This is a genomic window from Streptomyces sp. CNQ085 (assembly GCF_022614595.1).
Taxonomy (GTDB): domain Bacteria; phylum Actinomycetota; class Actinomycetes; order Streptomycetales; family Streptomycetaceae; genus Streptomyces.
Genome location: NZ_JAJFAU010000031.1, coordinates 1 through 21,599, shown reverse-complemented (window position 1 = coordinate 21,599; position 21,599 = coordinate 1). Strand labels below are relative to the sequence as shown.

The following is a 21,599-nucleotide window of genomic DNA, read 5'->3' as shown; positions in this document are numbered from 1 at the left end:
ATGACCTCTACACGTTCCGGAAGCGGTTGATGGCGTCGGCGTGCTCGGCCCGCATCTCGGCGTCGCGCACGCCCATGCCCTCCTCGGGGGCCAGGCACAGCACGCCGACCTTGCCCTGGTGGACGTTGCGGTGCACGTCGTGGGCGGCCTGACCGGTCTCCTCCAGGGAGTACGTCCTGGACAGGGTGGGGTGGATCTTCCCCTTGGCGATGAGGCGGTTGGCCTCCCACGCCTCGCGGTAGTTGGCGAAGTGGGAGCCGATGATGCGCTTGAGCGACATCCACAGGTAGCGGTTGTCGTAGCTGTGCATGTAGCCGGAGGTCGAGGCGCAGGTGGTGATGGTGCCGCCCTTGCGGGTGACGTAGACGGAGGCTCCGAAGGTCTCGCGGCCCGGGTGCTCGAAGACGATGTCCACGTCCTCGCCGCCGGTCAGCTCGCGGATGCGCTTGCCGAAGCGCTTCCATTCGCGCGGGTCCTGGGTGTGCTCGTCCTTCCAGAACCGGTAGCCCTCGGCGGTGCGGTCGATGATCGAATCGGCGCCCATGGCGCGGCAGATCTCGGCCTTCCGCGGGGAGGAGACCACGCAGACGGGGTTGGCGCCGCCGGCCAGGGCCATCTGGGTGGCGTAGGAGCCCAGGCCGCCGCTCGCGCCCCAGATCAGCACGTTGTCGCCCTGCTTCATGCCGGCGCCGTTGCGGGAGACCAGCTGCCGGTAGGCGGTGGAGTTGACCAGGCCGGGGGCGGCGGCCTCCTCCCAGGACAGATGGCCGGGCTTGGGCATGAGCTGGTTGGACTTCACCAGCGCGATCTCGGCCAGGCCGCCGAAGTTGGTCTCGAAGCCCCAGATGCGCTGTTCGGGGTCGAGCATGGTGTCGTTGTGGCCGTCGGCGTTCTCCAGCTCCACCGACAGGCAGTGGGCGACGACCTCGTCGCCGGGCCGCCAGGCGTTGACGCCGGGGCCGGTGCGCAGCACCACGCCCGCCAGGTCGGAGCCGATGACGTGGTAGGGCAGGTCGTGGCGCCTGGCCAGCTGTGAGGTGCGGCCGTAGCGCTCCAGGAAGCCGAAGGTGGAGACCGGCTCGAAGATCGAGGTCCACACCGAGTTGTAGTTCACCGAGGAGGCCATGACCGCCACCAGGGCTTCGCCGGGGCCCAGCTCCGGCAGGGGTACCTCGTCCAGGTGCAGGGACTTGCGCGGGTCCTTCTCCCGGGTGGGCATCCCGGCGAACATGTCGGCCTCGTCCTTGTGCACGGTGACCGCGCGGTAGGACTCGGGCAGCGCCAGGTTGGCGAAGTCGGCGGGCTTGCTGTCCGACGCGAGGATCGCGTCCAGGATTTCCTTCACTGTGGCCTCCGGCGAGCGTTCGGGGACGCTTGAGGGGTCGCTGGGGTCTTTTTCGGTCTCTGTGTGAGCTGCTGGTGCCGTCGGTTCGGCGGTGGTGCTGCGGCTCGGCGCGGTAGCGCTGAAGGTGCCTGTGACGCAGGCGCCCGGGCGCACGGCAGTGACCGCGGGGACAGTGCCCGGACAACACTCACGCTATGGCACTGCGTGCCAGCACACAAGACACTGCGTGCCAAAAACTTCCCTCGCTTGTCACCGGGGGTGCGCATATGAGCGGAGCGCAAGTGAGAGTGGCCGCCCCCCGGGGGAGGCGGCCGTGTTTCTGTATCTGATTGTGTCTGTTTTTGGCAGTTTATGTTCGCATGTGCCGGTTCTCGCTCGTGTCCATGTGCCGCGCGGTACTCAGTCCCGCCGCAGGGCCTCCTCGATCGTGCGCATCACCTGGTCCAGCGGGGCGTCCGTGCGTGCCACCGCCACCAGCACCTCGCCCCTCCGGCCTGCCGCCCCGATCGTTCCGGCGGAGCCGTCCGGCGGGTCGGCCACCGTCCGGCCGGCGACGAAGCCGGTGCCGAAGGTCCGCCGCACGGTGGCGAAGGCCCGGTCCAGCTGGGCCTCCACATCGCCCTGGCCCCCCGCGCGCAGCCAGCGCCGCAGCACGTGGTTGTGCGCGGTGACCACCGCCGACGCCGCCACCTCGGCCAGCAGCGGCTCGTCCGGGCCGTCCTCGTCGCCGTCCCGGTGGACCACGGCGGACTCGTCGAAGTGGCCCAGCAGGTACCGGGTGAACAGCCGCTCGTAGCGGGCCACGGACGCGATCTCCCGCTCCCGCAGCGTGGGCACCTCCCGGGTGAGGCGGTAGCGCTCCACCGACACCGCGGGGGAGGCCGCGTACATCCGCATGACCTCCTTGATGCCCCGGCACACGGTGTCCAGCGGGTTCTCGTGCGCGGGCGCCGCGTCCAGCACCGCCTCGGCGCGCTCCAGGGTGTCGTCGTGGTCCGGGAAGATCGCCTCTTCCTTGGAGCGGAAGTGCCGGAAGAAGGTGCGCCGGGCCACCCCGGCCGCGGCCGCGATCTCGTCGACCGTGGTCTCCTCGTACCCCTTGGTGGCGAAGAGTTCCATCGCGGCTGCGGCCAGCTCACGGCGCATCTTCAGACGCTGGCTGGGCACGTTGGGGCGGACGGACCGAACGGACTGCGGCATGTGTGGAACGTTACACGGCGCGCCGCCGGCGGCGGGCGGCCGCCGGGATCCAGCAGCCCGCCCCACCCGGAGTCCGCCATGGGCGGGAGCGCCGGGTCCGCCGGGCTCACCGCCTCGCGTGCTCGCGGAAGCCGCGCCCGCTCTTGCGGCCCAGGCAGCCCGCCGCGACCAGGTGCTCCAGCAGCGGCGCCGGAGCCAGGCCCGGCTCGCGGAACTCCTCGTGCAGCACCTTCTCGATGGCCAGGGAGACGTCCAGACCGACCACGTCCAGCAGCTCGAACGGGCCCATCGGGTAGCCGCCGCCGAGCTTCATGGCCGCGTCGACGGCGTCCATGTCGGCGTAGTGCTCCTGCACCATCTTGACCGCGTTGTTCAGGTACGGGAACAGCAGCGCGTTGACGATGAAGCCCGCCCGGTCGCCGCAGTCCACCGGGTGCTTGCGGACCCTGGCGCACACCTCGCGCACGGTGGCGTGGACGTCGTCGCCGGTCAGGACGGTGCTCACCACCTCCACCAGCCTCATCGCGGGGGCGGGGTTGAAGAAGTGCATGCCGATCACGTCCTGCGGGCGGGAGGTCGCGCGGGCGCAGGCGACCACCGGCAGCGAGGAGGTGGTGGTGGCCAGGACCGCGCCCGGCCTGCACACCTCGTCCAATGTCGCGAACAGGCCCCTCTTGACCTCCAGGTCCTCGGCCACCGCCTCGACCGCCAGGTCCACGTCCGCCATCGCGGACAGCGAGCCGGCCGGGGTGATCCTGGCGAGCGTCTCGTCGCGGGCCCCGGCGCTCATCCGGCCCTTCCTCACCGACCGCTCCAGCGACGAGGCGATCCGGTCCCTGGCCTTCCCGGCCTTCCCCTCGCCGCGCGCGACCAGCACCACGTCATAGCCGGCCTTGGCGAACACCTCGGCGATGCCACTGGCCATCGTCCCCGAGCCCGCCACGCCGACGGAGTTCACCCGGCGCGGGGCGCCCCGCGGCCCGCCCTCGGGCGGGGTGAGCGCGTCCGGCACCACCGTCGCCGAATCCGGCGCGTCGTAGGTGTAGAAGCCGCGTCCGGCCTTGCGCCCCGTCAGGCCCGCTGCGCTGAGCTGGCCCAGGATCGGGGCGGGGGCGTGCAGCCGGTCGCGGGACTCGGCGTACATCGCCTCCAGCACGGTGCGGGCGGTGTCGACGCCGATCAGGTCCAGCAGGGCGAGCGGGCCCATCGGCAGACCGCAGCCCAGGCGCATCGCGGCGTCGATGTCCTCGCGGGTGGCGTACCTCGACTCGTACATGGCCGCGGCCTGGTTGAGGTAGCCGAACAGCAGCCCGTCGGCGACGAAGCCGGGCCGGTCGCCGACCGGGATCGGCTCCTTGCCCAGATCGGCGGCGAGAGCGGTGACCGCGGCGACCGTCTCGGGGGAGGTGAGCACGCAGGAGACGATCTCCACCAGCCTCATCGCGGGCGCGGGGTTGAAGAAGTGCATCCCCAGCACGCGCTCGGGGCGCGCGGAGTCGGCCGCGAGCCGGGTGACCGACAGGGCGTTGGTGCCGGTGGCGATGACGGCGGCCGGCTTGACGATGCCGTCCAGTTCGGTGATGACGCGCTGCTTGAGGCCGTAGTCCTCCGGCACCACCTCGATGACCAGGTCGGCCTCGGCCGCGGCCTGGAGGTCGCAGAAGGTACGGAAGCGGGCCAGGGCGTCGCGCCGCTCCTGTTCGGTGATCCGCCCGCGCTCCACGGCGCGGGCGGTGGAGGCCGCCAGCGTGATGACGGCCCGGCGGGCGGCGTTCTCGTCGGTGTCGATGCCGATGACCTCGCGGCCGGCGCGGGCCAGCACCTCGGCGATGCCGGTGCCCATGGTGCCGAGGCCGACCACGGCGACGGTGGTGAGGGTGGGACGGTCCATCACGGGACTCCAGGGAAGAGGAAGAGATGGTGACGACTACGGGGGAAGGGGACGGCGGGCAGGGCGCACGGGAGCGCCGGGCCCACGGCGTCACGCGGGTGTGGAACGAGCGAGAGCGGCCCTGTCCCGGGGCCGTGCTCGACCTGCGTGTATGCGTGCTGAACCGACTGCACACCGGACGGCTGCGTCACCAGGCCGTCCGACTGAGCGGGGATACCGCTCCGATGAGCAGGCTAACCTGCGGGTAACCCGAATGCCAGAGGGTAGACCGCTTCCAGTGGATGTGGCGGATACCACGAGGAGGTGACGTGCCGGTGGGCAGGGCGGGCACGGTGGACCGCGAAATGGTGGACCGTCTGCGGGCCGAGGCGGATCCGGAGGAGTACGGGCGGCTGCTCGTTCTGGCGCGGCGGGACACGGCCGCCGCCCGTGACGCGCTGGCCGCCGAACTCACCGCTCCGGCGCGCCCCTTATGGGCCCGCGAGCTGGCCGCCTGCACTCTGGGGCGGGCCGGGGACCCCCGGGCCTTCGAGACGCTGGTGTTCCTGCTCAACCACCGCGAGCCGGCCCGCTGTGCCGCCGCGGCCCGGGCCCTGCTGCGCCTGGGGGATCCGCGTACCGCCCGCGCCGCCGCGGCGCTGGCGACCAACGAGCTGCGCACCTCCTACGCGTTGCACCCCGTACGGCTGCTGGCGGCCCTGCGCGCGCCGCAGTCCGCGCCGACCCTGATCCGGGTCCTGGACCGGCTGCTGGCCGACCCCGTCCACCACTGGCCGGTGGCCCGCGCCTGCGTGGACGGGCTCGGGGCGCTGGGAGATGCGCGTGCCCGGCTGGTGCTGCTGGCCGCGCGGGAGCGCGAGGAACTGCGCGCGGCGGCCGACGAGGCGCTGCGCAGGCTCTGACCCCGCGGGGCGGGTCCGCCCCGGCGTGTTCAGCCGTCCGTCCGGAGAGGGTAACCCTTCCCCGGCGTAAGGGATGGCGCGGCCATCGGGCTGCGAAACGCAGGCCGCTCGCGTGCGGCGCCTTGTGAAGCGCGCCACAGGATGTTCCTGGGGTTCCGCTTCGAAGGAAGGAGGCGGGGCGGAGGCGGCGGGATGAGCCCCGCGCCCCGCGCCACGGACGCCGGGCGGCGGCCGTCAGTAGCTCCACCAGCTCCCCTCGGAGGGCTGCGGGATCCAGGTGTAGATGCCGCTCTCGGCGGGGCCGCGCCGCCAGACGGCCCGTACACGGTCGGCCGGGTACTCCTCCAGGCAGTCCCACACGCCCAGGGAGTCGGTGTCCTCGATGACGATCTGGCCGTCGGCGGTGCGCCCGGCGCGCCCTGCCTCGACCAGTCTCTCCCGGCCATCCGTGAGTTGCAGCTTGAAGACGGCCATCCCTGATGCCTTTCCCCCGGCGGGCCCGCCGTGCGGTGGCGGCGGACCCCGGGTCTTCCGGTGCCTGCGGTGTGGTTTGGGAGCGGCCACCCCCGAGGCTCCGGACGACGACGCAGCGGTGGCCCCGGAGGTGGCGTGGAAGCAGGCCGACGATGTCGGCGAGCGGTTCTACCCTAACGCAGGGGGAGAATCGCAGCGCCTCCTGGAACCCTGGTGGAGGCGCCCGAACGGGGAGACGGGGCGGGATGTGACGGGGCGTCGGGGGAAGGGCGGGTGAAGGGGTGCGCGCCGTGCGCGCCCCGGGCGGACCTCACAGCAGGGTGAGCTGGACCGGCCCTGGTTCGGACTCGGCCCCGGGGGCGCAGGCCGGCCGGGCGCCGAGGAGGCCGGGGCCCCGGTGCGCCCCCGGCCCGTACGGCCCGATGCCGTACTCCTCGGCCAGTTCGTGCACCTGCCGGGTGATCCGGCGCTGGTACCACCTCGGGGCGTAGGCGCCGTCGGCGTACAGCCGCTCGTAGTGGCCCACCAGGTCCGGGTGGTGCCGGGCCAGCCAGGCGGTGAACCACTCGCGCGCCCCCGGCCGCAGGTGCAGGGCCAGCGGCGTGACGGAGGTCGCGCCCGCCGCCGCGATCGCCCGCACCGTCGCGCGGAGCCGACCAGGGCTGTCGGAGAGGTACGGGATGACCGGCGCCATCAGCACACCGCAGCCGATGCCGTGGTCGGTGAGGGCGCGCACCACCTCCAAGCGCCGTTCGGGGGCCGGGGAGCCGGGCTCGACGGTGCGCCACAGCTCCTCGTCCAGGAAGGCGACCGACACCGAGACACCCACCTCGGCCACCGCGCCGGCCGAGCGCAGCAGGTCCAGATCGCGCAGGATCAGGGTGCCCTTGGTGAGGATGGAGAACGGGTTGGCGTGGTCGCGCAGGGCGGTCAGGATGCCGGGCATCAGCCGGTAGCGGCCCTCGGCGCGCTGGTAGCAGTCGACGTTGGTGCCCATGGCTATGTGGTGGCCCGGCCAGCGCGGGGAGGCCAGCTCCCGGCGCAGCAGCAGGTCGGCGTTGGTCTTCACCACGATCTGGGTGTCGAAGCCGGTCCCGGTGTCCAGGTCCAGGTAGCCGTGGCTGCGCCGGGCGAAGCAGTACACGCAGGCGTGCGAGCAGCCGCGGTAGGGGTTGACGGTCCATTCGAACGGCATCCGGGAGGCGCCCGGCACCCGGTTGATGATCGAACGGGCCCGTACCTCGTGGAAGGTGATGCCTTCGAAGTCGGGAGTGTCGACCGTGCGCGTGACCACGTCGGCACCGAAGAGGGCGGCCTCGGTGCCGCCCGCGCCCGGTCCGTCCCGGTGCGGATTGTCCCAGCGCATGCGACCTCCTCGTTCCGCCCGCACAAGAATAGAACATATGTTCCCTTCGTTGGCAACCCGGATTTGGGCGGGCGCGCCGTGGGTGGTTGGCTGGCGTCAGCGGCCGCCGCGAGGGCGACGGCCGGTCACCGGGACCACCAGGGGAGCAGTCATGGCGCAGGTCGAATCCACCACGCAGCGCGAGATCGCGGCCCGCCCGGAGCACGTGTTCGACGCGCTCGCCGACTACAGCGGCACCCGGGGCGGGCTGCTGCCCGGGCAGTTCAGCGAGTACGAGGTGCGCGAGGGCGGCGACGGCAAGGGCACGCTCGTCCACTGGAAGCTCCGGGCGACCTCCAAGCGGGTCCGCGACTGCCTGATGGAGGTGGACGAGCCGATGGAGGGGCAGTTGGTCGAACGCGACCGCAACTCCTCGATGGTCACCACCTGGACCGTCACCCCGGGATCGGCCGAGGGCACCTCAAGGATCACCGTCACCACCGTCTGGCAGGGCGCGGGCGGCGTCGGCGGCTTCTTCGAGCGCGCCTTCGCCCCCAGGGGGCTCGCCCGCGTCCACGACGAGCTGCTCGCCAACCTCGCCGCCGGGACCGAGGGCCGCGCGGGCGCCTGACCGTCCTGCCGCGCCCCGGCCCGCCGTGCTTCCGCCCCGCGGCACCCGCGGCCGGACCGGGACGCGCCCGGATGCACGAACCGCGCCGGACGGGGTAGGCGGGCTCTCCCGGTGGCCGCACCCCGCGGCCCGCGGAGAAGACGAGGGAGAGACCCCCGTGAACGCCACGCTCGAAGACGGCGGCTCCTCGCAGGGCATCTGGAGCACCGACCCCGCGATCACGGCCGCCGTGCACATGCCGATCTTCGAGAAGTACTTCGCCCCGGACCTGCCGTTGGTCGACGCCGACTGCGGCAGCGGGGCCCAGACGGTCTTCCTGGCCGGGCGCTTCCACCCGTGCGTCGGGATCGACCGCTCGGCCGCCGCCCTGGAGCGTGCCCGCACGGCGGTGGGGGAGGGGGCCGGCGGCCGCTCCGCCCCCGACTTCCGGCAGCTCGACACCGCCGACCCCGCAGCGATGCGGCGGCTGCACGAGGAACTGGGCGACGCCAACGTCTACCTGCGCGGCGTCCTGCGGCGCGGTGGTCCCGCCGGCCGCGCGCGCGTCGCCGAGTCCGTCGCCGCGCTCGTCGGGGAGCGCGGCCGCGCCTTCGTGGTGGAGGCCGCCCCCGAGTCCGACGCGGCCCTCGCCCAGGGGGCCGGCGCCGCCCACCCCGCCGAACTGTCCGGCCCCCTCGACACCCCCGGCCTCTCCGACCTGCCTCACATATCGGGTGCCCCGGAGGACTCCGGGCGGGCGCCGGCGGGGCGGGCGGAGCACGCCGGACCGTTTATCGCGGCCGGTCTGCGGGTGCTCGCCGCCGGCTCGCTCCCGCTGTCCACGACCGACTTCGAACCGGACGGCTCACGCCTGGACCTCCCGTCGAACTGGCTGGTGGTGGGCCGCGCCGGCTGAGACCGCGAAGCCGGGCGGCGACACCGGCACGGGCGGCCGTCCGGGTCTTTGACGTCGCCCGGGCGGCGCGTAACGTGGCCTTCCGTGACGAAAATCCTGATCAGCGCCGACATGGAGGGCGCCACGGGGGTGACCTGGCCCGCCGATGTCCTGCCGGGCAGCCCGCAGTGGGAGCGCTGCCGTCCGGTGTTCACCTCCGACGTGAACGCGGCGATCGCCGGGTTCCTCGACGGCGGCGCGGACGAGGTGCTGGTCAACGAGGCGCACTGGACCATGCGCAACCTGCTGCTGGAGAAGCTGGACGACCGCGCCCAGATGCTCACCGGCCGGCACAAGGCGCTCAGCATGGTCGAGGGCGTCCAGCACGGCGATGTCGACGGCGTCGCCTTCGTCGGCTACCACACCGGCGCCGGCGCCGAGGGGGTCCTGGCCCACACCTACCTCGCCAACTCCCTCACCGGCGTGTGGCTGGACGGCGAGCGGGCGAGCGAGGGCCGCCTGAACGCCGCGGTGGCGGCCGAGTACGGCGTCCCCGTCGTCCTGGTCACCGGCGACGACCGCACCTGCGCCGACGCCCGCGGCTACGCCCCCGACGCGTGCGGCGTCGCCGTCAAGGACCACGTCTCCCGCTACGCCGCCGTCTGCCGCACCCCCGCCCGCACCGCCGCCGACATCCGCGCGGCGGCGAAGGAGGCAGCCGCGCTGGCGGTGCGCCACGAGCCCGCACGTCCCCGGCCCCGCGCGATCGAGATCGAGTTCGACGCCGAGCACCTGGCCGGCGCGGCCACCGTCGTGCCCGGCGTGGAGCAGACGGGTGAGCGCCGGGTGGCGTACACATCGCCGTCCATGTACGAGGGGATCCGCACCTTCAAAGCGGTCACCACCGTCGTCTCTGCCGCAGTGGAGGAGCAGTATGGCTGAGCGCATCGACAACCGGGCACTCGACGAGGCGGTCGCCTTCACCTCCGAGCTGATCCGCATCGACTCCGTCAACCTCGGCAACGGCGACGGCACCGAGCGCAAGGCCGCCGAGTACGTCGCCGGGAAGCTGTCCGAGGCCAGGATCGAGCCGGTGGTGCTGGAGAAGGTCCGCGGCCGCACCAACGTCGTCGCCCGCATCGGGGGCACCGACCCGTCCGCCGACGCGCTGCTCGTCCACGGCCACCTGGACGTGGTGCCCGCCGAGCCCGCCGACTGGGCCGTCCACCCCTTCTCCGGCGAGGTCCGCGACGGGGTGGTCTGGGGCCGCGGCGCGGTCGACATGAAGAACGCCGACGCGATGGTCCTCGCGGTCGTCCGCGCCTGGGCCAGAGCCGGTGTACGCCCCCGCCGCGACATCGTCCTCGCCTTCACCGCCGACGAGGAGGACACCGGCCAGTACGGCGCCGACTTCCTCGCCCGCGAGCACCCGGAGCTGTTCGAGGGCTGCACCGAGGGGATAAGCGAGTCCGGCGCCTACACCTTCCACGCCGGCGGCGGCCTGCAGCTCTACCCGATCGCGGCGGGCGAGCGCGGCACCGCCTGGATGGAACTGACCGCCGGCGGCCGGGCCGGACACGGCTCCAAGGTCAACCGCGCCAACGCGGTGAGCCGGCTGGCCGCCGCGGTGCACCGCATCGGCGAGCACGACTGGCCGGTGCGGCTGTCGAAGACGGTGCGCGCCGCCCTCACCGAGCTGTCCCGCCTCAACGGGCTGGACGCCCCCGACTTCGACGCCCCCGACTTCGACGTGGACGCCCTGCTGACCAAGCTGGGCCCGTCGGCCAAGCTGGTCGAGGCCACCGTGCGCAACAGCACCAACCCCACCGGCCTCAAGGCCGGCTACAAGATCAACGTCATCCCCGGCACCGCGGAGGCGCACGTGGACGGGCGGATGCTCCCCGGCACCGAGGAGGAGTTCACCGCCACCATGGACGAGCTCACCGGCCCGGACGTGGACTGGGAGTTCTACCACCGCGGCCCCGCCCTCCAGGCGCCGGTCGACTCGCGCACCTTCGCCGTGCTGCGCGAGTCCCTGGAGCACTTCGACCCCGAGGCCCACGTCATCCCGTTCTGCATGACCGGCGGCACCGACGCCAAGCAGTTCGCGGACCTGGGCATCGTGGGCTACGGCTTCACCCCGCTGAGGCTGCCCGAGGGGCTGAACTACCAGGCGATGTTCCACGGTGTCGACGAGCGTGTCCCCGTGGACGCCCTCCACTTCGGCGTCCGGGTCATGGACCGCGCCCTGTTCGCCCTCTGAGCCCCGGGGCGGCCCCGGACCGCCCTGGCCTCATCCTTTCCCGAAACACCCGCCGAGCCCGCGAGGAGCCGCGCACGATGACGTACGCCACCGCCCCGTACGGCACCTGGGAGTCCCCGATCGACGCCCGCCTGGTCGCCGCGCATGACGGCCACCCCGAGTCCGCGGGCACCGTCGGCGCGGAGGTGTGGTGGACCGAGCCACGCCCTGCCGAGGGCGGCCGGCGGGCGCTGATGAGGCTGCGCCCGGACGGCTCCGGCCCCGCCGAGTCGGTGCTGCCCGAGCCGTGGAACGTCCGCAGCCGGGTGATCGAGTACGGCGGGCGCCCCTGGGCCGGGACCGCGCGCGCCGACGGTGGACCGCTGATCGTCTTCGTCCACCACGCCGACCAGCGGATGTACGCCTTCGAACCGGACGCCCCCCACGCCCGGCCGCGCCCTCTCACCCCCGTCTCGGCGGTCGGGGAGGGCCTGCGCTGGGCCGACCCGGTGGTGCTGGCCGGCCGGAGCGAGGTGTGGTGCGTACTGGAGGAGTTCACCGGTGAGCGGCCCACCGACGTACGCCGGGTGATCGCGGCCGTGCCCCTGGACGGCTCGGCGGCCTCCGACCGCTCCCGGATCCGCGAACTGACCGGTGACACCGACCGGTTCACCACCGGTCCCCGCCTCTCCCCGGACGGCGGACGGGCGGCGTGGCTGGTCTGGGACCACCCCCGGATGCCCTGGGACGGCACGGTCGTCCGCCTCGCCGACATCACCGCCGGGGGCGCCTTCGAGAACGTCCGCGCCGTCGCCGGCGGTGATCGGGAGTCGGTGGCGCAGGTCGGCTGGGCGGCGGACGGCTCGTTGCTGTACAGCGGCGACGCGAGCGGCTGGTGGAACCTGTACCGCCTGGACGCCGACGCGGCGCGCTCCGGCGCCGGCGTGTCCGGCGCGCTGTGCCCGCGCGAGGAGGAGTTCGGCGGGCCGCTGTGGAAGATCGGCCACCAGTGGTTCCAGCCGCTGGAGGACGGCACGGTCGCCGTCCTGCACGGCCGCGGTTCCCCGCGCCTGGGCATCCTGGACCCGGCCACCGGCGAACTGGCCGATGCCCCCGGCCCGTGGACGGAGTGGGCCCCGACCCTGGCCGCCACGGGCACCCGCGTCATCGGCGTCGCCGCGAGCCCGCGCAGCGCCTACGAGGTCGTGGAACTGGACACCCGCACCGGGCACGCCCTGGTCGTCGGCTCCGCCCACACCGACCTGGTCGACCCGGCGTACTACCCCGACCCCGCCGAACGCGTCTTCCGCGGCCCGGACGGCCGCGAGATCCACGCCCACCTGTACCCCCCGCGCCACCCCGCCACCACCGCCCCCGAGGGCGAACAGCCGCCGTACGTGGTGTGGGCCCACGGCGGCCCCACCGGACGGGCGCCCCTCGTACTGGACCTGGAGATCGCCTACTTCACCTCGCGCGGCATCGGCGTGGCGCAGGTGAACTACGGCGGTTCGACGGGCTACGGCCGCGCCTACCGCGAGCGGCTGCGGGAGAGATGGGGCGTGGTCGACGTCGAGGACTGCGCCGCCGTCGCCCGGGCCCTGGCCGCCGAGGGCGCCGCCGATCCCGCCCGGCTCGCCATACGCGGCGGCAGCGCCGGCGGCTGGACCACCGCCGTCTCCCTCACCTCGCCGTCGACCGAGGGCCTGTACGCCTGCGGGGCCATCAGCTACCCCGTCCTGGACCTGGTCGGCTGGGGGGCCGGCGAGACGCACGACTTCGAGTCGCGGTACCTGGTCTCCCTCGTCGGCCGCCCCGGGGACCACCCCGAGCGCTACCGCGACCGCTCGCCCGTCCACCACGCCGACCGCGTCACCGCCCCCTTCCTGCTGCTCCAGGGGCTGGACGACGTCATCTGCCCGCCCGCCCAGTGCGACCGCTTCCTGGCCGAGGTCGCCGGGCGCGGAGTGCCCCACGCCTACCTCGCCTTCGAGGGCGAGGGCCACGGCTTCCGCAGGGCGCGGGCCATCATTCGGGCCGTGGAGGCCGAACTCTCCCTGTACGCACAGGTATTCGACTTCGACCGCCCGGACGTCCCCCGGCTGGAACTCACCACGTGAGATGTCCCCCTCGTTCCGCCCTCGCCCGGCCCCGGCGGCTGCGCCCCGGCGACCGGGTGGCGATCGTGGCGCTCGGTTCCTGGCACGACTGCGGCCCGTACGGGACGGTCCGCGAGGTGCCGCTGGACCGGCTCGCCCCGCTGGGGGTGCCGGTGGTGGAGGAGATGGGTTTCGGCCACGGCCCGGCGACCCTGACCGTGCCGCTGGGGGTCCGTGCCACCCTGGACGCCGACACCCGCACGCTCACGCTCCAGGAGCCGGCCCTGGTCTGAGCGGCGCCCGCTCCCGCCGGGCCGCGCTGAAAACCCCGGGCGGACGGTGCCTCCCGTGTGCCAGGATCGGCCCATGACCGCCACCGGGCCCTGGATGATCGACGAACTCGCCCACGCCGGTCCCGAGCATCTGGACCCGGCCTTCGTGGCGGGCTTCGACCGTAAACAGGGGCACCCCGACCCGGCGCCGGACATCGGCGCGCTGCGCCGCCACGGCGTGGGGAGTGACGCCACCGTGGTCGACCTGGGCGCCGGGACCGGGCGGCCCGCCGACGCCGTGCACACCCGGCACGCCCTCCACCAACTGCCCGACTTCTTCAAGGCGCTGGCACTGGACCGCATCGCCCGCGTGCTGCGGCCCGGCGGTGTGCTCCGGCTGCGTGACCTCGTCTTCGACTTCCGGCCGTACGAGGCCGGGGAGGTGCTGGAGGCGTGGATGGCGGGCGCGGCCGGCGATCCCGCGCTCGGCTACCGGGACTATTCGCAGTGCACCGGGCTTCAGCCCGGTGGTGAAGCGAATCTGAGAGCTGCTCTGACCTCAGCTGTGGGCACGGATCTGCACTGTTCACCTCAGCCCGGGTCAGAGTGGCCGGTTCTGCTGCTCGATGTACTGCTTCACGATGCTGAGCGGCGCGCCGCCGACGGACCCGGCGAAGTACGAGCCGGACCACAGGCGCTGTGCCCGCCAGTAGTGGCGGACGAGGTCGGGGAACTCCTGGCGGAGCCTGCGGGAGGACACGCCTTTGAGGGAGTTCACCAGCCTGGACACGGCAACCTTCGGCGGGAAGTTCACGAGGAGGTGGACGTGGTTGTTCTCGCCGTTGAACTCGACCAGCTCGGCCTCGAAGTCCTTGCACACGGCCCGCATGATCTCCTCGCACCGCGTCAGGTGCCGGTCAACGAAGACGGAGTGCCGGTACTTCGTCACGAAAACCAAGTGGACATGCATGCGGAAGACGCAGTGACGACCAGTACGAACGTTCTCATCGATACCCATAAACCAACTGTGTATCATGATCCGCATGCAGCTTCGGTACAGCTTCCGCTTGTACCCGAGCGTCGGTCAGCGCATGGCGTTGGCAACGGCGTTCGGGTGTGCGCGGGTCGTCTTCAACGACGCGCTTCGCGCTCGGGAGACCGCCCGCAGCGAGGGGCTGCCGTTCCCGAATACCGGCGACCTGTCGAAGGCGCTGATCACCGAGGCGAAGAACACCCCGGAGCGGGCGTGGCTCGGCGAGGTGTCGGCGGTCGTTCTCCAGCAGTCGCTGCGCGACCTGGACACCGCGTACCGGAACTTCTTCGACGGCCTGAAGGGCAAGCGTCCGCGCATGGGCGCGCCCCGGTACAAGTCGAAGAGGGACACCCGGCAGTCGGTCCGGTTCACGGCGAACGCCCGCTGGTCGATCACGCCGGGGCAGAAGCTGCGTCTGCCGAAGATCGGCGACGTCAAGGTGAAGTGGTCCCGCTCCTTGCCGTCGACGCCGTCCACGGTGACCGTGGTCAAGGACGCGGCAGGCCGGTACTTCGCGTCCTTCGTTGTGGAGACCGGCCCGGAGGAAGTCCTGCCCGAGATCACGCCCGAGGCGGGCATCGACCTCGGACTCGGACACTTCGCGGTCCTCTCCGACGGGACGAAGATCGACAGCCCGCGCTTCCTGCGCCGGGCCGAAAAACGCCTGAAGAAGGCGCAGCGCTCCCTCTCTCGCAAGGAGAAGGGCAGCAAGAACCGGGGCAAGGCCAGGATCCGCGTCGCACGGGCACACGCCCGTGTCGTGGACGCGCGCCGCGAGTTCCACCACCAGCTCTCCACCAAGCTGATCCGCGAGAACCAAGCGGTCGCCGTGGAGGACCTGTCGGTGAAGGGACTCGCGCGCACGCGCCTGGCCAAGTCCGTGCACGACGCCGGATGGTCGGCGTTCGTGAACATGCTGGAGTACAAGGCCGCACGGTACGGCCGCACCCTCGTGAGGATCGGCCGGTTCGAGCCGACCTCCCAGGTGTGCTCGCAGTGCGGCGTCAAGGACGGCCCCAAGCCCCTCCACATCCGAGAGTGGACGTGCCAGGCGTGCGGGGCGGTCCTGGACCGGGACATCAACGCGGCGGTCAACGTCGCCAAGGCCGCCGGACTGGCGGCATCAGCCTGTGGAGCGCAGGTAAGACCGGGACTCGTCCCGGCACCGCGCGGCGAAGCAGGAACCCACTCGACACCGCAGCCTTCAACGGCGCGGTAGGCGGGAATCGCCGTCCTTCAGGGCGGCGAGGATGTCAAACCCGACAGGACTACGCCGAACACCTGCGCACCGAGTACAGCACCTTCCGCTGGCTGCTGGAGCCGATGCTGGAGACGGCCGGATTCGAGATAGTGGAGGCGGAGTACGAGGGGCGCCTCTTCGGCGCCTACACCTGCGTCAGACGCCCCTGACGGGCGGCGCGACACCCCAAGGAGACGGGTTGAAACTGCACCTGTTGCGCGTGTCCGAGCACGCGGCCGGCGTAACCGACGGCGCGGTGCTGTCGGAGGAGGAGCGCGCCCGCTGCGCCGCGTTCGTCCGCGAGGCCGACCGCGACCGCTACCGGGTCGCCCACACGGCCCTGCGCCTGGAGCTGGCCGCGGTCCTGGGCACCGAGCCCGCCGCCGTCCCCCTCACCCGCGAGCCGTGTCCGCTGTGCGGCGGACCGCACGGCCGCCCGGCCGTGCCCGGCAACCCGGTGCACTTCTCGCTGTCGCACGCCGGCGACATGGTGCTGATCGCCCTCGACGACGCGCCCGTCGGCGCCGATGTGGAGGCGCATCCCACGGCGGCCGTGGTCGCCGAGACCGTCTCCGCACTCCATCCGCGTGAGCGCGCCGAGATCGGCAGGCTGGCGCCGGCCGACCGCCCGACCGCCTTCGCCCGCTGCTGGACGAGGAAGGAGGCGTACCTCAAGGGCACCGGCACCGGTCTGGGCGAGAGCCCCGACACCACCTACGTCGGCAGTCTGGCCGCCCCCGCCGCGATCCCCGGCTGGGAGCTCACCGACGTGGCCGCGCCCGAGGGTTACGCGGCGGCCGTGGCGGTCGCCGTCGCCCGTACGGGGGAGGGGAGCGCTCCGTAGGGATGGCCCCGGCGGGCGGGTGGCGGCTCCCGCGCCCATGGTGGTGCCATGAGCACACACAGGAGAACGGGCGACGGGGCCGCGTACGGCTTCCTGACCCCGGGCAAGGTGCTGGTCCTGCTGCTGCTGGCCGCCACCTTGGTCTTCGTCTTCCAGAACACCGGGCAGACCGAGATCAGGCTGCTGGTCCCCATCGTCACCATGCCCTTGTGGGTGGCGCTGCTGATTCCCGGTGTGATCGGTCTGCTGTCCGGGATGTACCTGGTGCGGCGCAGATAGCGGGGCGGACGGCGCGGTGCCGCCGTTCGCGCGCCCCTCGACGCCGAGGTGATGGCCAAGGGCGGCCACCGCCTGTTCGTACGGCCCGACCCGGCCGACCTCGCGGCCCTGGCGGACCTGGCCGACGCCGGGAAGCTGACGGTCGGCGTCGACCGGGCGGTGCCGCTGGCCGAGGCCGCCGAGGCGTGGCGGCTCAGCCGGTCCGGGCGGACAGCCGGTCCGGGCGGACCAGGGGGAAGGCCGTCATCGACATCTCCTGAGGCGGGCGGCTTCCGGAGCGGAGACAAGGGGGAGCCCGCCGAGAGGTGGGCTCCCCTGCCCGGTCCGCCCGTCTCGGCCCCGTCTCAATCCGCCTGCCGGCGGTCGACGTACTCGAAGACCGAGCCGTCGGGGTGGCGGGCCACCAGGTTCCGGCCGATGGGGGTGGACTGCGGGCCGGCGATGATCTCGGCGCCGACGGCCCGCAGATCGGCCACGGCCTCCTCCACGTCCCGCACCGCCAGCGTGGCGGTGACCTTGCTGAGGACCTCCATCGGCCCGGGCGGTCCGCTCATCAGCAGGAAGGGGCCGACCGCGGCCGCCGAGACGGGGCCCTGCGCGAACCGCATGGCCTCGGCACCGGTGAGCCGCTCGTACACGCCCGCCGCCGCGTCCAGGTCGTCGACACACACACGCAGCGCAGTACCCAGAATCTCCATGGTGAAGAGCCTAGTTGGGGGCGCGTACGGTGTCAGGCGCGCCCCGCGGGCGCGCCCGTACCGTCTCAGGCCCGGCACAGGACCTGCCCGTGCGGCACCGAGAACCAGCCGTCCCGGCGCTCGCCCCACTCACGCCAGGCGGTGGCGATCCGCTCCAGCTCCGCCCGGTCCACCCCCACCACCTCCCCGGGCGCGACCAGGGCGGTCAGGTCCGCGGTGATGGTGCCCGGGCCACGCTCACGTCCAGCACCGACAGGCCGGGGGCCGGGGCGGGCAGGAGGCGGGCGGCGGAGTTGGCGGCGGTGCGCCGCCGGTGGGAGCGCAGGGCGGACTCATGGTGGCCGTGGGTGTACACGGAGTTCGGTCCCGGCATGCCCGCACCGTACCGCGATATCTTGGAATGTGAGCATTTCTATTCCGGAATATGGATTCCAGTAAGGTGTGCGGCCCTGGTGAACCCTGGCCGGCGCGGCGCTAGGCCGGGGCCGAGCCGCCCGTCGCGCCCTCGGCCGGAGGACCGCCGTAGGGCCAGCGCAGCAGTGCGCCGAGCCCGCCGACCGGCAGCCCCCCGGGAGTGCCGGGCTCCTCCGCGAGCGGTCCCACGGAGATCACCTCGGCGCCGGTGGCCACCGCCGATCGCAGCAGCGCGTCGTCCGCGCGGGCGCTGACGGGACGGGTCTCGCCCAGGTACTGCATGTCGGTGCGGCGCACCGACACCTGGTCGGGCTCGTCGCCCACCCACACCTCGCGGTGCAGGTCGGCCCCGTCGGGCCGGACCAGCAGGGCGGAGATGCGGTGCTCGCGGGCGGCGTCCACCAGCGCGGGTACCCCCTCGGCGGCGCCCACCCTCCCGTCGTCGGCCGGTGCCCGTCCGGCCTGGAACCGCTCCATGGTCTCGGCGGCGTGGCGGTGCGCGTACGAGGCGCGGGCCTCCTCCACCTCCTTCTCCAGCTTCTCCTCGCCGGCCGCCGTGTTGCGGCCCGGGGCGCGCACGCCGTGCTCGGCGATGACGGCCGTGCCCCGGAAGTCGGCGGCCAGCCTGTCGTGCACGGCGTGGCACTCGCGGGTGTCGCCGGCCAGGACCAGCACCTCCGCGCCGGTCTCGGCCAGGCGGGCCTTCAGGCTCTCCGCGACGAGGGCCGCGTTGTGCTCCCAGGTGTTCTCCACCGCGTTCTGGAACCGCCGCTCGGACCAGTCGGCGCTCGGGGTGCGGTGCACCGGCCAGTCCTCTCCCCGGATCTGGCCGGCCTCGCGCCTGCCGAACGGGCCCCGCAGCTCCAGGTCCGCACCGGTGCGGTCGATGCGGGCCAGCAGGCAGGTGGGGGCGGCGTCCGTCAACTCCAGCAGTGGCGTGGTGTGCGGCAGTGGTCCCCAGGTGGCCTGCGGACCGCCGCTCGGCGTCCGGGCCAGCGCGGGGTCGAGCACCACCTCGCCCGCGGTGGCGAACAGTGCCCGCCCCGGCGAGGCCGTGCTGCGCGGCAGCGCCAGGAGCGCGTCGTACACCGCCTTGCGGGTGCGCTCGTCCGCTCCCTGGCTCTTCAGCAGGTCGTGGACCTCGCGAGCGGCGAGTTCGTGGCGGGCCGCCGCGTCCTCGGTCAGCCACGAGGTGTCGAAATAGACCGAGGCCCAGGGGCCGGAACGGTCGAAGACCGGGCTCAGGAATCCGAGTTCCATGGGCTCTCCCTTCTTGTGGTGGGCGGGTTTTCGAGTACCCGAACCGGTGCAAAAGACACGGAGTGATACCGGAGAACGCCGACGAAGGAGACGATCGCACCATGGGCATGGGAGTAGACCCGGAGAAGCTGTCCGAGACCGCGCTGATCGAGGAGCTGGAGTCCCTGCACCGGACCCGGCACGACACCCTGCTGCACGGCTCCTCGGACGCGCTCGCCGCGCACACCCGACGCACCGCCGAACTGGAGGGCGAGTACCTGCGGCGCCATCCCGGCCGGGCCGTCTCCGCGGGGCGGACGAGGGAGGGCGCCCGGGCGCGCACCGAGTGAGGCGGGGGAGCCGCCGGTGAGAGCGGGCGGGCGCGGTGGTGCCGCTGTGCGGAGGTGGGGGGGACGGCGGCGTGGTGGCGGCTCCGTGACGGCCGGGTGAGCGGGTGTTTACCCCCGGAGGCGGGGGCACCCGGACCGCGGCCGAGCGAGTGGCCCTGTGGGGGAGTGAGAAGGCTCCGGGCACGGAGGTCAGGGACCGTGCCCGGAGCCGCTCCCGAACCCGGGTACCGCCCTGAACAGGACGGTACCCGCGGCGGCCCGGAGCACCCCCGGGCACGGCGAACACACGGCACGGTGTGACGGGGGCGTACCCGAAAACCGGGTGCGCCCCCGTCGCCCGTCGGGGAGGGTGGATCCATGAGTGATGAGTACGCCCGCCCCGGAACCACCCTGGCACCGGGCGGCACGGTGACCGTCGTCCTTCACAAGTCCCGGGACCGGAAGGTCCGTTACCCGGCGACCGTGGAGCGCGACGACGGCGTCCACGCGGTGGTGAGGGCGCCCTGGGCCGGTCCGCCGGTGCGGGACTTCGGCTTCGTGCGCTTCGAGAGCGGCGATGTGTTCACCGAGCACTACTGGCGCGACCGCTGGTTCTCGGTCAAGGAGGTGCGCGGCCCGGAGGGCGCCCTCAAGGGCTGGTACTGCGACGTCACCCGCCCCGCCGCCGTCGCGCCGGACACGCTGAGCACATGGGATCTGGAGCTGGACCTGTGGGTCTCGCCGGACCGCTCCGCGGTGCTGCGCCTGGACGAGGACGAGTTCGCCGAGAGCGGGCTGCCCGAGAACGATCCGGAGACGGCCGGCCGGGCACGCCATGCGCTGGACGAACTCGAACGACTCGCCCGTGAGGGCGGTTTCGGCGCATTGCTGGACTGACCCCGGCCGGCCCGGCTCCCGGGCCCGGCGAAGGGGTGCGGAGAGCCGCACCCTCTCCGCACCCCCGTCCATGGACCCCGCCCGCTCGGCCGTCCGGGCCTGCTCCACCAACTCGTTCGGTCCGTGGTCCTCACAGGCCAGGAAGCAGCCGTACTCGGTCATGTGTGCGGCCCTCCACGGGTCCGGCGGTGCGGGCACCGGGTAACCGGGTGCCGGTGTGAAAAACATCGTTTGAAGGGGTGGGCCCCGGGCATCCGAACTCTCGTGCTTCGGACCGCAGGCACATCCGCGGGAGCGGTGACATTCCCCGCCCCGGGTGTTTCGGCCCCGGTCTCCCTGTGCCCGGTCCTGCGGTAACCCCCCACAGAGCCACAGTCCACAGTTCGGGAGAGACCGCACATGACCCCCGTACGAGCACGAGCAAAGCACGCGCGGCACCCGCACGACGACGCCCCCGACACCATCGCCGAGTTCCAGCGCATCGCCGAGCTTCCGGACGGCCCGGAGCGGGAGGAGCTGCGGCAGCGGGTCGTGCGGGCCTGGATGCCGATGGCCGAGCGCCTGGCCCGGCACTTCCGCAACCGCGGCGAGTCCCTGGAGGACCTGGAGCAGGTGGCCGCCCTCGGCCTGGTGAAGGCCGTCAGCCGCTACGACCCGGCGCGCGGCAGCGCGTTCGAGAGTTTCGCGGTGCCGACCATCGTCGGCGAGATCAAGCGGCACTTCCGCGACCACATGTGGGGCCTGCACGTGCCGCGCCGGGTGCAGGAGCTGCGCAACCGCGTACGCGCCTCCAGCCGCCAGCTCAGCCACTCCCTCGACGGCCGCACCCCCGGCGTCAGGGAGATAGCGGAACACAGCGGCCTGACGGAGGAGGAGGTGCGCATCGGCTCCGAGGCCCTGGAGAGCTACAGCACCCTCTCCCTGGACGCGGAGCTGCCCGGCGCCGACGACGGTTACGCACTGGTGGACACCCTCGGCAGCGCCGAGCCCGGTTTCGACCTCGTCGTCTACCGCGAGTCGCTCAAGCCCCGGCTGCGCGACCTGCCCGAGCGCGAACGCAAGATCCTCTACCTGCGTTTCTTCTGCGACATGACCCAGAGCCGGATCGCCGAGCAGCTCGGCATCTCCCAGATGCACGTCTCCCGGCTGATCAGCCGCACCTGCAACCGCCTGCACGCCGAGGTCGAGGCGGATCTGGAGCGGGAGCAGTCCGCCGCGCCGGAGCGCGAACGCGTCTACGCGGGCTCCCGGGCCGCCTGACACGCCGCCTGCCGGGCCGGTGGCGAGCCCCCGCCTCCTTTCCGCGCGCCCCCCGGCCTGCGCCGCGCCCCCGCGAGCCCGGACACGCCTGTGC

Annotated in this window: 20 protein-coding genes and 3 pseudogenes; 14 read left to right on the top strand and 9 right to left on the bottom strand. The window is 73.1% G+C overall.

What is annotated here, in order from left to right:
- Window positions 1-7: 7 nt before the first annotated feature.
- From ccrA to LJ221_RS08450, 3 genes are all read right to left on the bottom strand, one after another.
- The gene (gene ccrA, locus LJ221_RS08460; RefSeq protein WP_241715091.1) at window positions 8-1,345 is read right to left on the bottom strand and encodes a crotonyl-CoA carboxylase/reductase; all 1,338 of its coding nucleotides are present in this window, start codon (window positions 1,343-1,345) and stop codon (window positions 8-10) included.
- A gap of 399 nt (window positions 1,346-1,744) precedes the next feature.
- The gene (locus tag LJ221_RS08455; protein ID WP_241715090.1) at window positions 1,745-2,545 is read right to left on the bottom strand and encodes a TetR family transcriptional regulator; all 801 of its coding nucleotides are present in this window, start codon (window positions 2,543-2,545) and stop codon (window positions 1,745-1,747) included.
- A 106-nt stretch (window positions 2,546-2,651) separates the two neighbouring features.
- Entirely contained in the window at window positions 2,652-4,436 is a 1,785-nt protein-coding gene (locus LJ221_RS08450; RefSeq protein WP_241715088.1) for a 3-hydroxyacyl-CoA dehydrogenase family protein, read from the bottom strand.
- 344 nt (window positions 4,437-4,780) lie between these two features.
- Between LJ221_RS08450 and LJ221_RS08445 the strand changes: the two genes are divergently transcribed.
- On the top strand, window positions 4,781-5,338 hold the full coding sequence (locus LJ221_RS08445) for a HEAT repeat domain-containing protein (RefSeq protein WP_241715114.1): 558 nt from the start codon (window positions 4,781-4,783) through the stop codon (window positions 5,336-5,338).
- 234 nt (window positions 5,339-5,572) lie between these two features.
- Here LJ221_RS08445 and LJ221_RS08440 read toward each other — a convergent pair whose 3' ends face one another.
- Entirely contained in the window at window positions 5,573-5,812 is a 240-nt protein-coding gene (locus LJ221_RS08440; protein ID WP_206349720.1) for a hypothetical protein, read from the bottom strand.
- 310 nt (window positions 5,813-6,122) lie between these two features.
- Window positions 6,123-7,178, bottom strand: coding sequence for an Rv2578c family radical SAM protein (locus LJ221_RS08435; protein ID WP_241715086.1), 1,056 nt, complete (start codon window positions 7,176-7,178; stop codon window positions 6,123-6,125).
- A gap of 151 nt (window positions 7,179-7,329) precedes the next feature.
- Between LJ221_RS08435 and LJ221_RS08430 the strand changes: the two genes are divergently transcribed.
- The 6 genes and pseudogenes from LJ221_RS08430 to LJ221_RS08405 form a co-directional block, all read left to right on the top strand.
- Entirely contained in the window at window positions 7,330-7,788 is a 459-nt protein-coding gene (locus LJ221_RS08430; RefSeq protein ID WP_241715084.1) for an SRPBCC family protein, read from the top strand.
- 157 nt (window positions 7,789-7,945) lie between these two features.
- Complete coding sequence (locus tag LJ221_RS08425; RefSeq protein WP_241715082.1) at window positions 7,946-8,683, top strand: TPMT family class I SAM-dependent methyltransferase; 738 nt, start codon at window positions 7,946-7,948, stop codon at window positions 8,681-8,683.
- 84 nt (window positions 8,684-8,767) lie between these two features.
- Window positions 8,768-9,604 (top strand): M55 family metallopeptidase, encoded by an 837-nt coding sequence (locus LJ221_RS08420; RefSeq protein ID WP_308314741.1) that lies wholly within the window; start codon window positions 8,768-8,770, stop codon window positions 9,602-9,604.
- Window positions 9,597-10,925: a M20/M25/M40 family metallo-hydrolase gene (locus LJ221_RS08415; RefSeq protein WP_241715080.1), complete on the top strand. Its 1,329-nt coding sequence runs from the start codon at window positions 9,597-9,599 to the stop codon at window positions 10,923-10,925. Before LJ221_RS08420 ends, LJ221_RS08415 begins: the two co-directional genes overlap by 8 nt.
- 77 nt (window positions 10,926-11,002) lie before the next feature.
- Window positions 11,003-13,021 carry a prolyl oligopeptidase family serine peptidase gene (locus tag LJ221_RS08410; RefSeq protein WP_241715078.1) on the top strand — a complete coding sequence of 673 codons (2,019 nt, stop codon included), beginning with the start codon at window positions 11,003-11,005 and terminating at the stop codon, window positions 13,019-13,021.
- Between the two features lie 38 nt (window positions 13,022-13,059).
- Window positions 13,060-13,293: pseudogene (locus LJ221_RS08405) on the top strand (LD-carboxypeptidase); the annotation flags it as partial.
- 580 nt (window positions 13,294-13,873) lie between these two features.
- Here the strand turns inward: LJ221_RS08405 and tnpA are convergent.
- Window positions 13,874-14,290: an IS200/IS605 family transposase gene (gene tnpA / locus LJ221_RS08400; protein WP_241715076.1), complete on the bottom strand. Its 417-nt coding sequence runs from the start codon at window positions 14,288-14,290 to the stop codon at window positions 13,874-13,876.
- Between the two features lie 25 nt (window positions 14,291-14,315).
- Here tnpA and LJ221_RS08395 point away from each other — a divergent pair, with 25 nt between their 5' ends.
- The 4 genes and pseudogenes from LJ221_RS08395 to LJ221_RS23680 form a co-directional block, all read left to right on the top strand.
- Window positions 14,316-15,524, top strand: coding sequence for a transposase (locus LJ221_RS08395; protein ID WP_241715074.1), 1,209 nt, complete (start codon window positions 14,316-14,318; stop codon window positions 15,522-15,524).
- A gap of 220 nt (window positions 15,525-15,744) precedes the next feature.
- Entirely contained in the window at window positions 15,745-16,389 is a 645-nt protein-coding gene (locus tag LJ221_RS08390; RefSeq protein ID WP_241715072.1) for a 4'-phosphopantetheinyl transferase superfamily protein, read from the top strand.
- Window positions 16,390-16,437: 48 nt separating this feature from the next.
- Entirely contained in the window at window positions 16,438-16,668 is a 231-nt protein-coding gene (locus LJ221_RS08385) for a DUF1049 domain-containing protein (RefSeq protein ID WP_241715070.1), read from the top strand.
- Between the two features lie 51 nt (window positions 16,669-16,719).
- Window positions 16,720-16,875, top strand: a pseudogene (locus LJ221_RS23680) (zinc-binding dehydrogenase); the annotation flags it as partial.
- Window positions 16,876-17,012: 137 nt separating this feature from the next.
- Here LJ221_RS23680 and LJ221_RS08375 read toward each other — a convergent pair.
- From LJ221_RS08375 to LJ221_RS08365, 3 genes and pseudogenes are all read right to left on the bottom strand, one after another.
- Window positions 17,013-17,366 (bottom strand): VOC family protein, encoded by a 354-nt coding sequence (locus LJ221_RS08375; RefSeq protein WP_241715069.1) that lies wholly within the window; start codon window positions 17,364-17,366, stop codon window positions 17,013-17,015.
- A gap of 158 nt (window positions 17,367-17,524) precedes the next feature.
- A pseudogene (locus tag LJ221_RS08370) lies at window positions 17,525-17,739 on the bottom strand (SAM-dependent methyltransferase); the annotation flags it as partial.
- 101 nt (window positions 17,740-17,840) lie between these two features.
- Window positions 17,841-19,040 (bottom strand): Vms1/Ankzf1 family peptidyl-tRNA hydrolase, encoded by a 1,200-nt coding sequence (locus LJ221_RS08365; RefSeq protein ID WP_241715067.1) that lies wholly within the window; start codon window positions 19,038-19,040, stop codon window positions 17,841-17,843.
- A 101-nt stretch (window positions 19,041-19,141) separates the two neighbouring features.
- Between LJ221_RS08365 and LJ221_RS08360 the strand changes: the two genes are divergently transcribed.
- The 3 genes from LJ221_RS08360 to LJ221_RS08350 all read left to right on the top strand — a co-directional run bounded on the left by LJ221_RS08360 (window position 19,142) and on the right by LJ221_RS08350 (window position 21,505).
- Window positions 19,142-19,369 (top strand): DUF6158 family protein, encoded by a 228-nt coding sequence (locus tag LJ221_RS08360; RefSeq protein WP_241715065.1) that lies wholly within the window; start codon window positions 19,142-19,144, stop codon window positions 19,367-19,369.
- A gap of 357 nt (window positions 19,370-19,726) precedes the next feature.
- On the top strand, window positions 19,727-20,245 hold the full coding sequence (locus LJ221_RS08355) for a DUF402 domain-containing protein (RefSeq protein ID WP_241715063.1): 519 nt from the start codon (window positions 19,727-19,729) through the stop codon (window positions 20,243-20,245).
- Between the two features lie 399 nt (window positions 20,246-20,644).
- Complete coding sequence (locus tag LJ221_RS08350; RefSeq protein ID WP_241715062.1) at window positions 20,645-21,505, top strand: SigB/SigF/SigG family RNA polymerase sigma factor; 861 nt, start codon at window positions 20,645-20,647, stop codon at window positions 21,503-21,505.
- The last annotated feature ends 94 nt before the right edge of the window (window positions 21,506-21,599 follow it).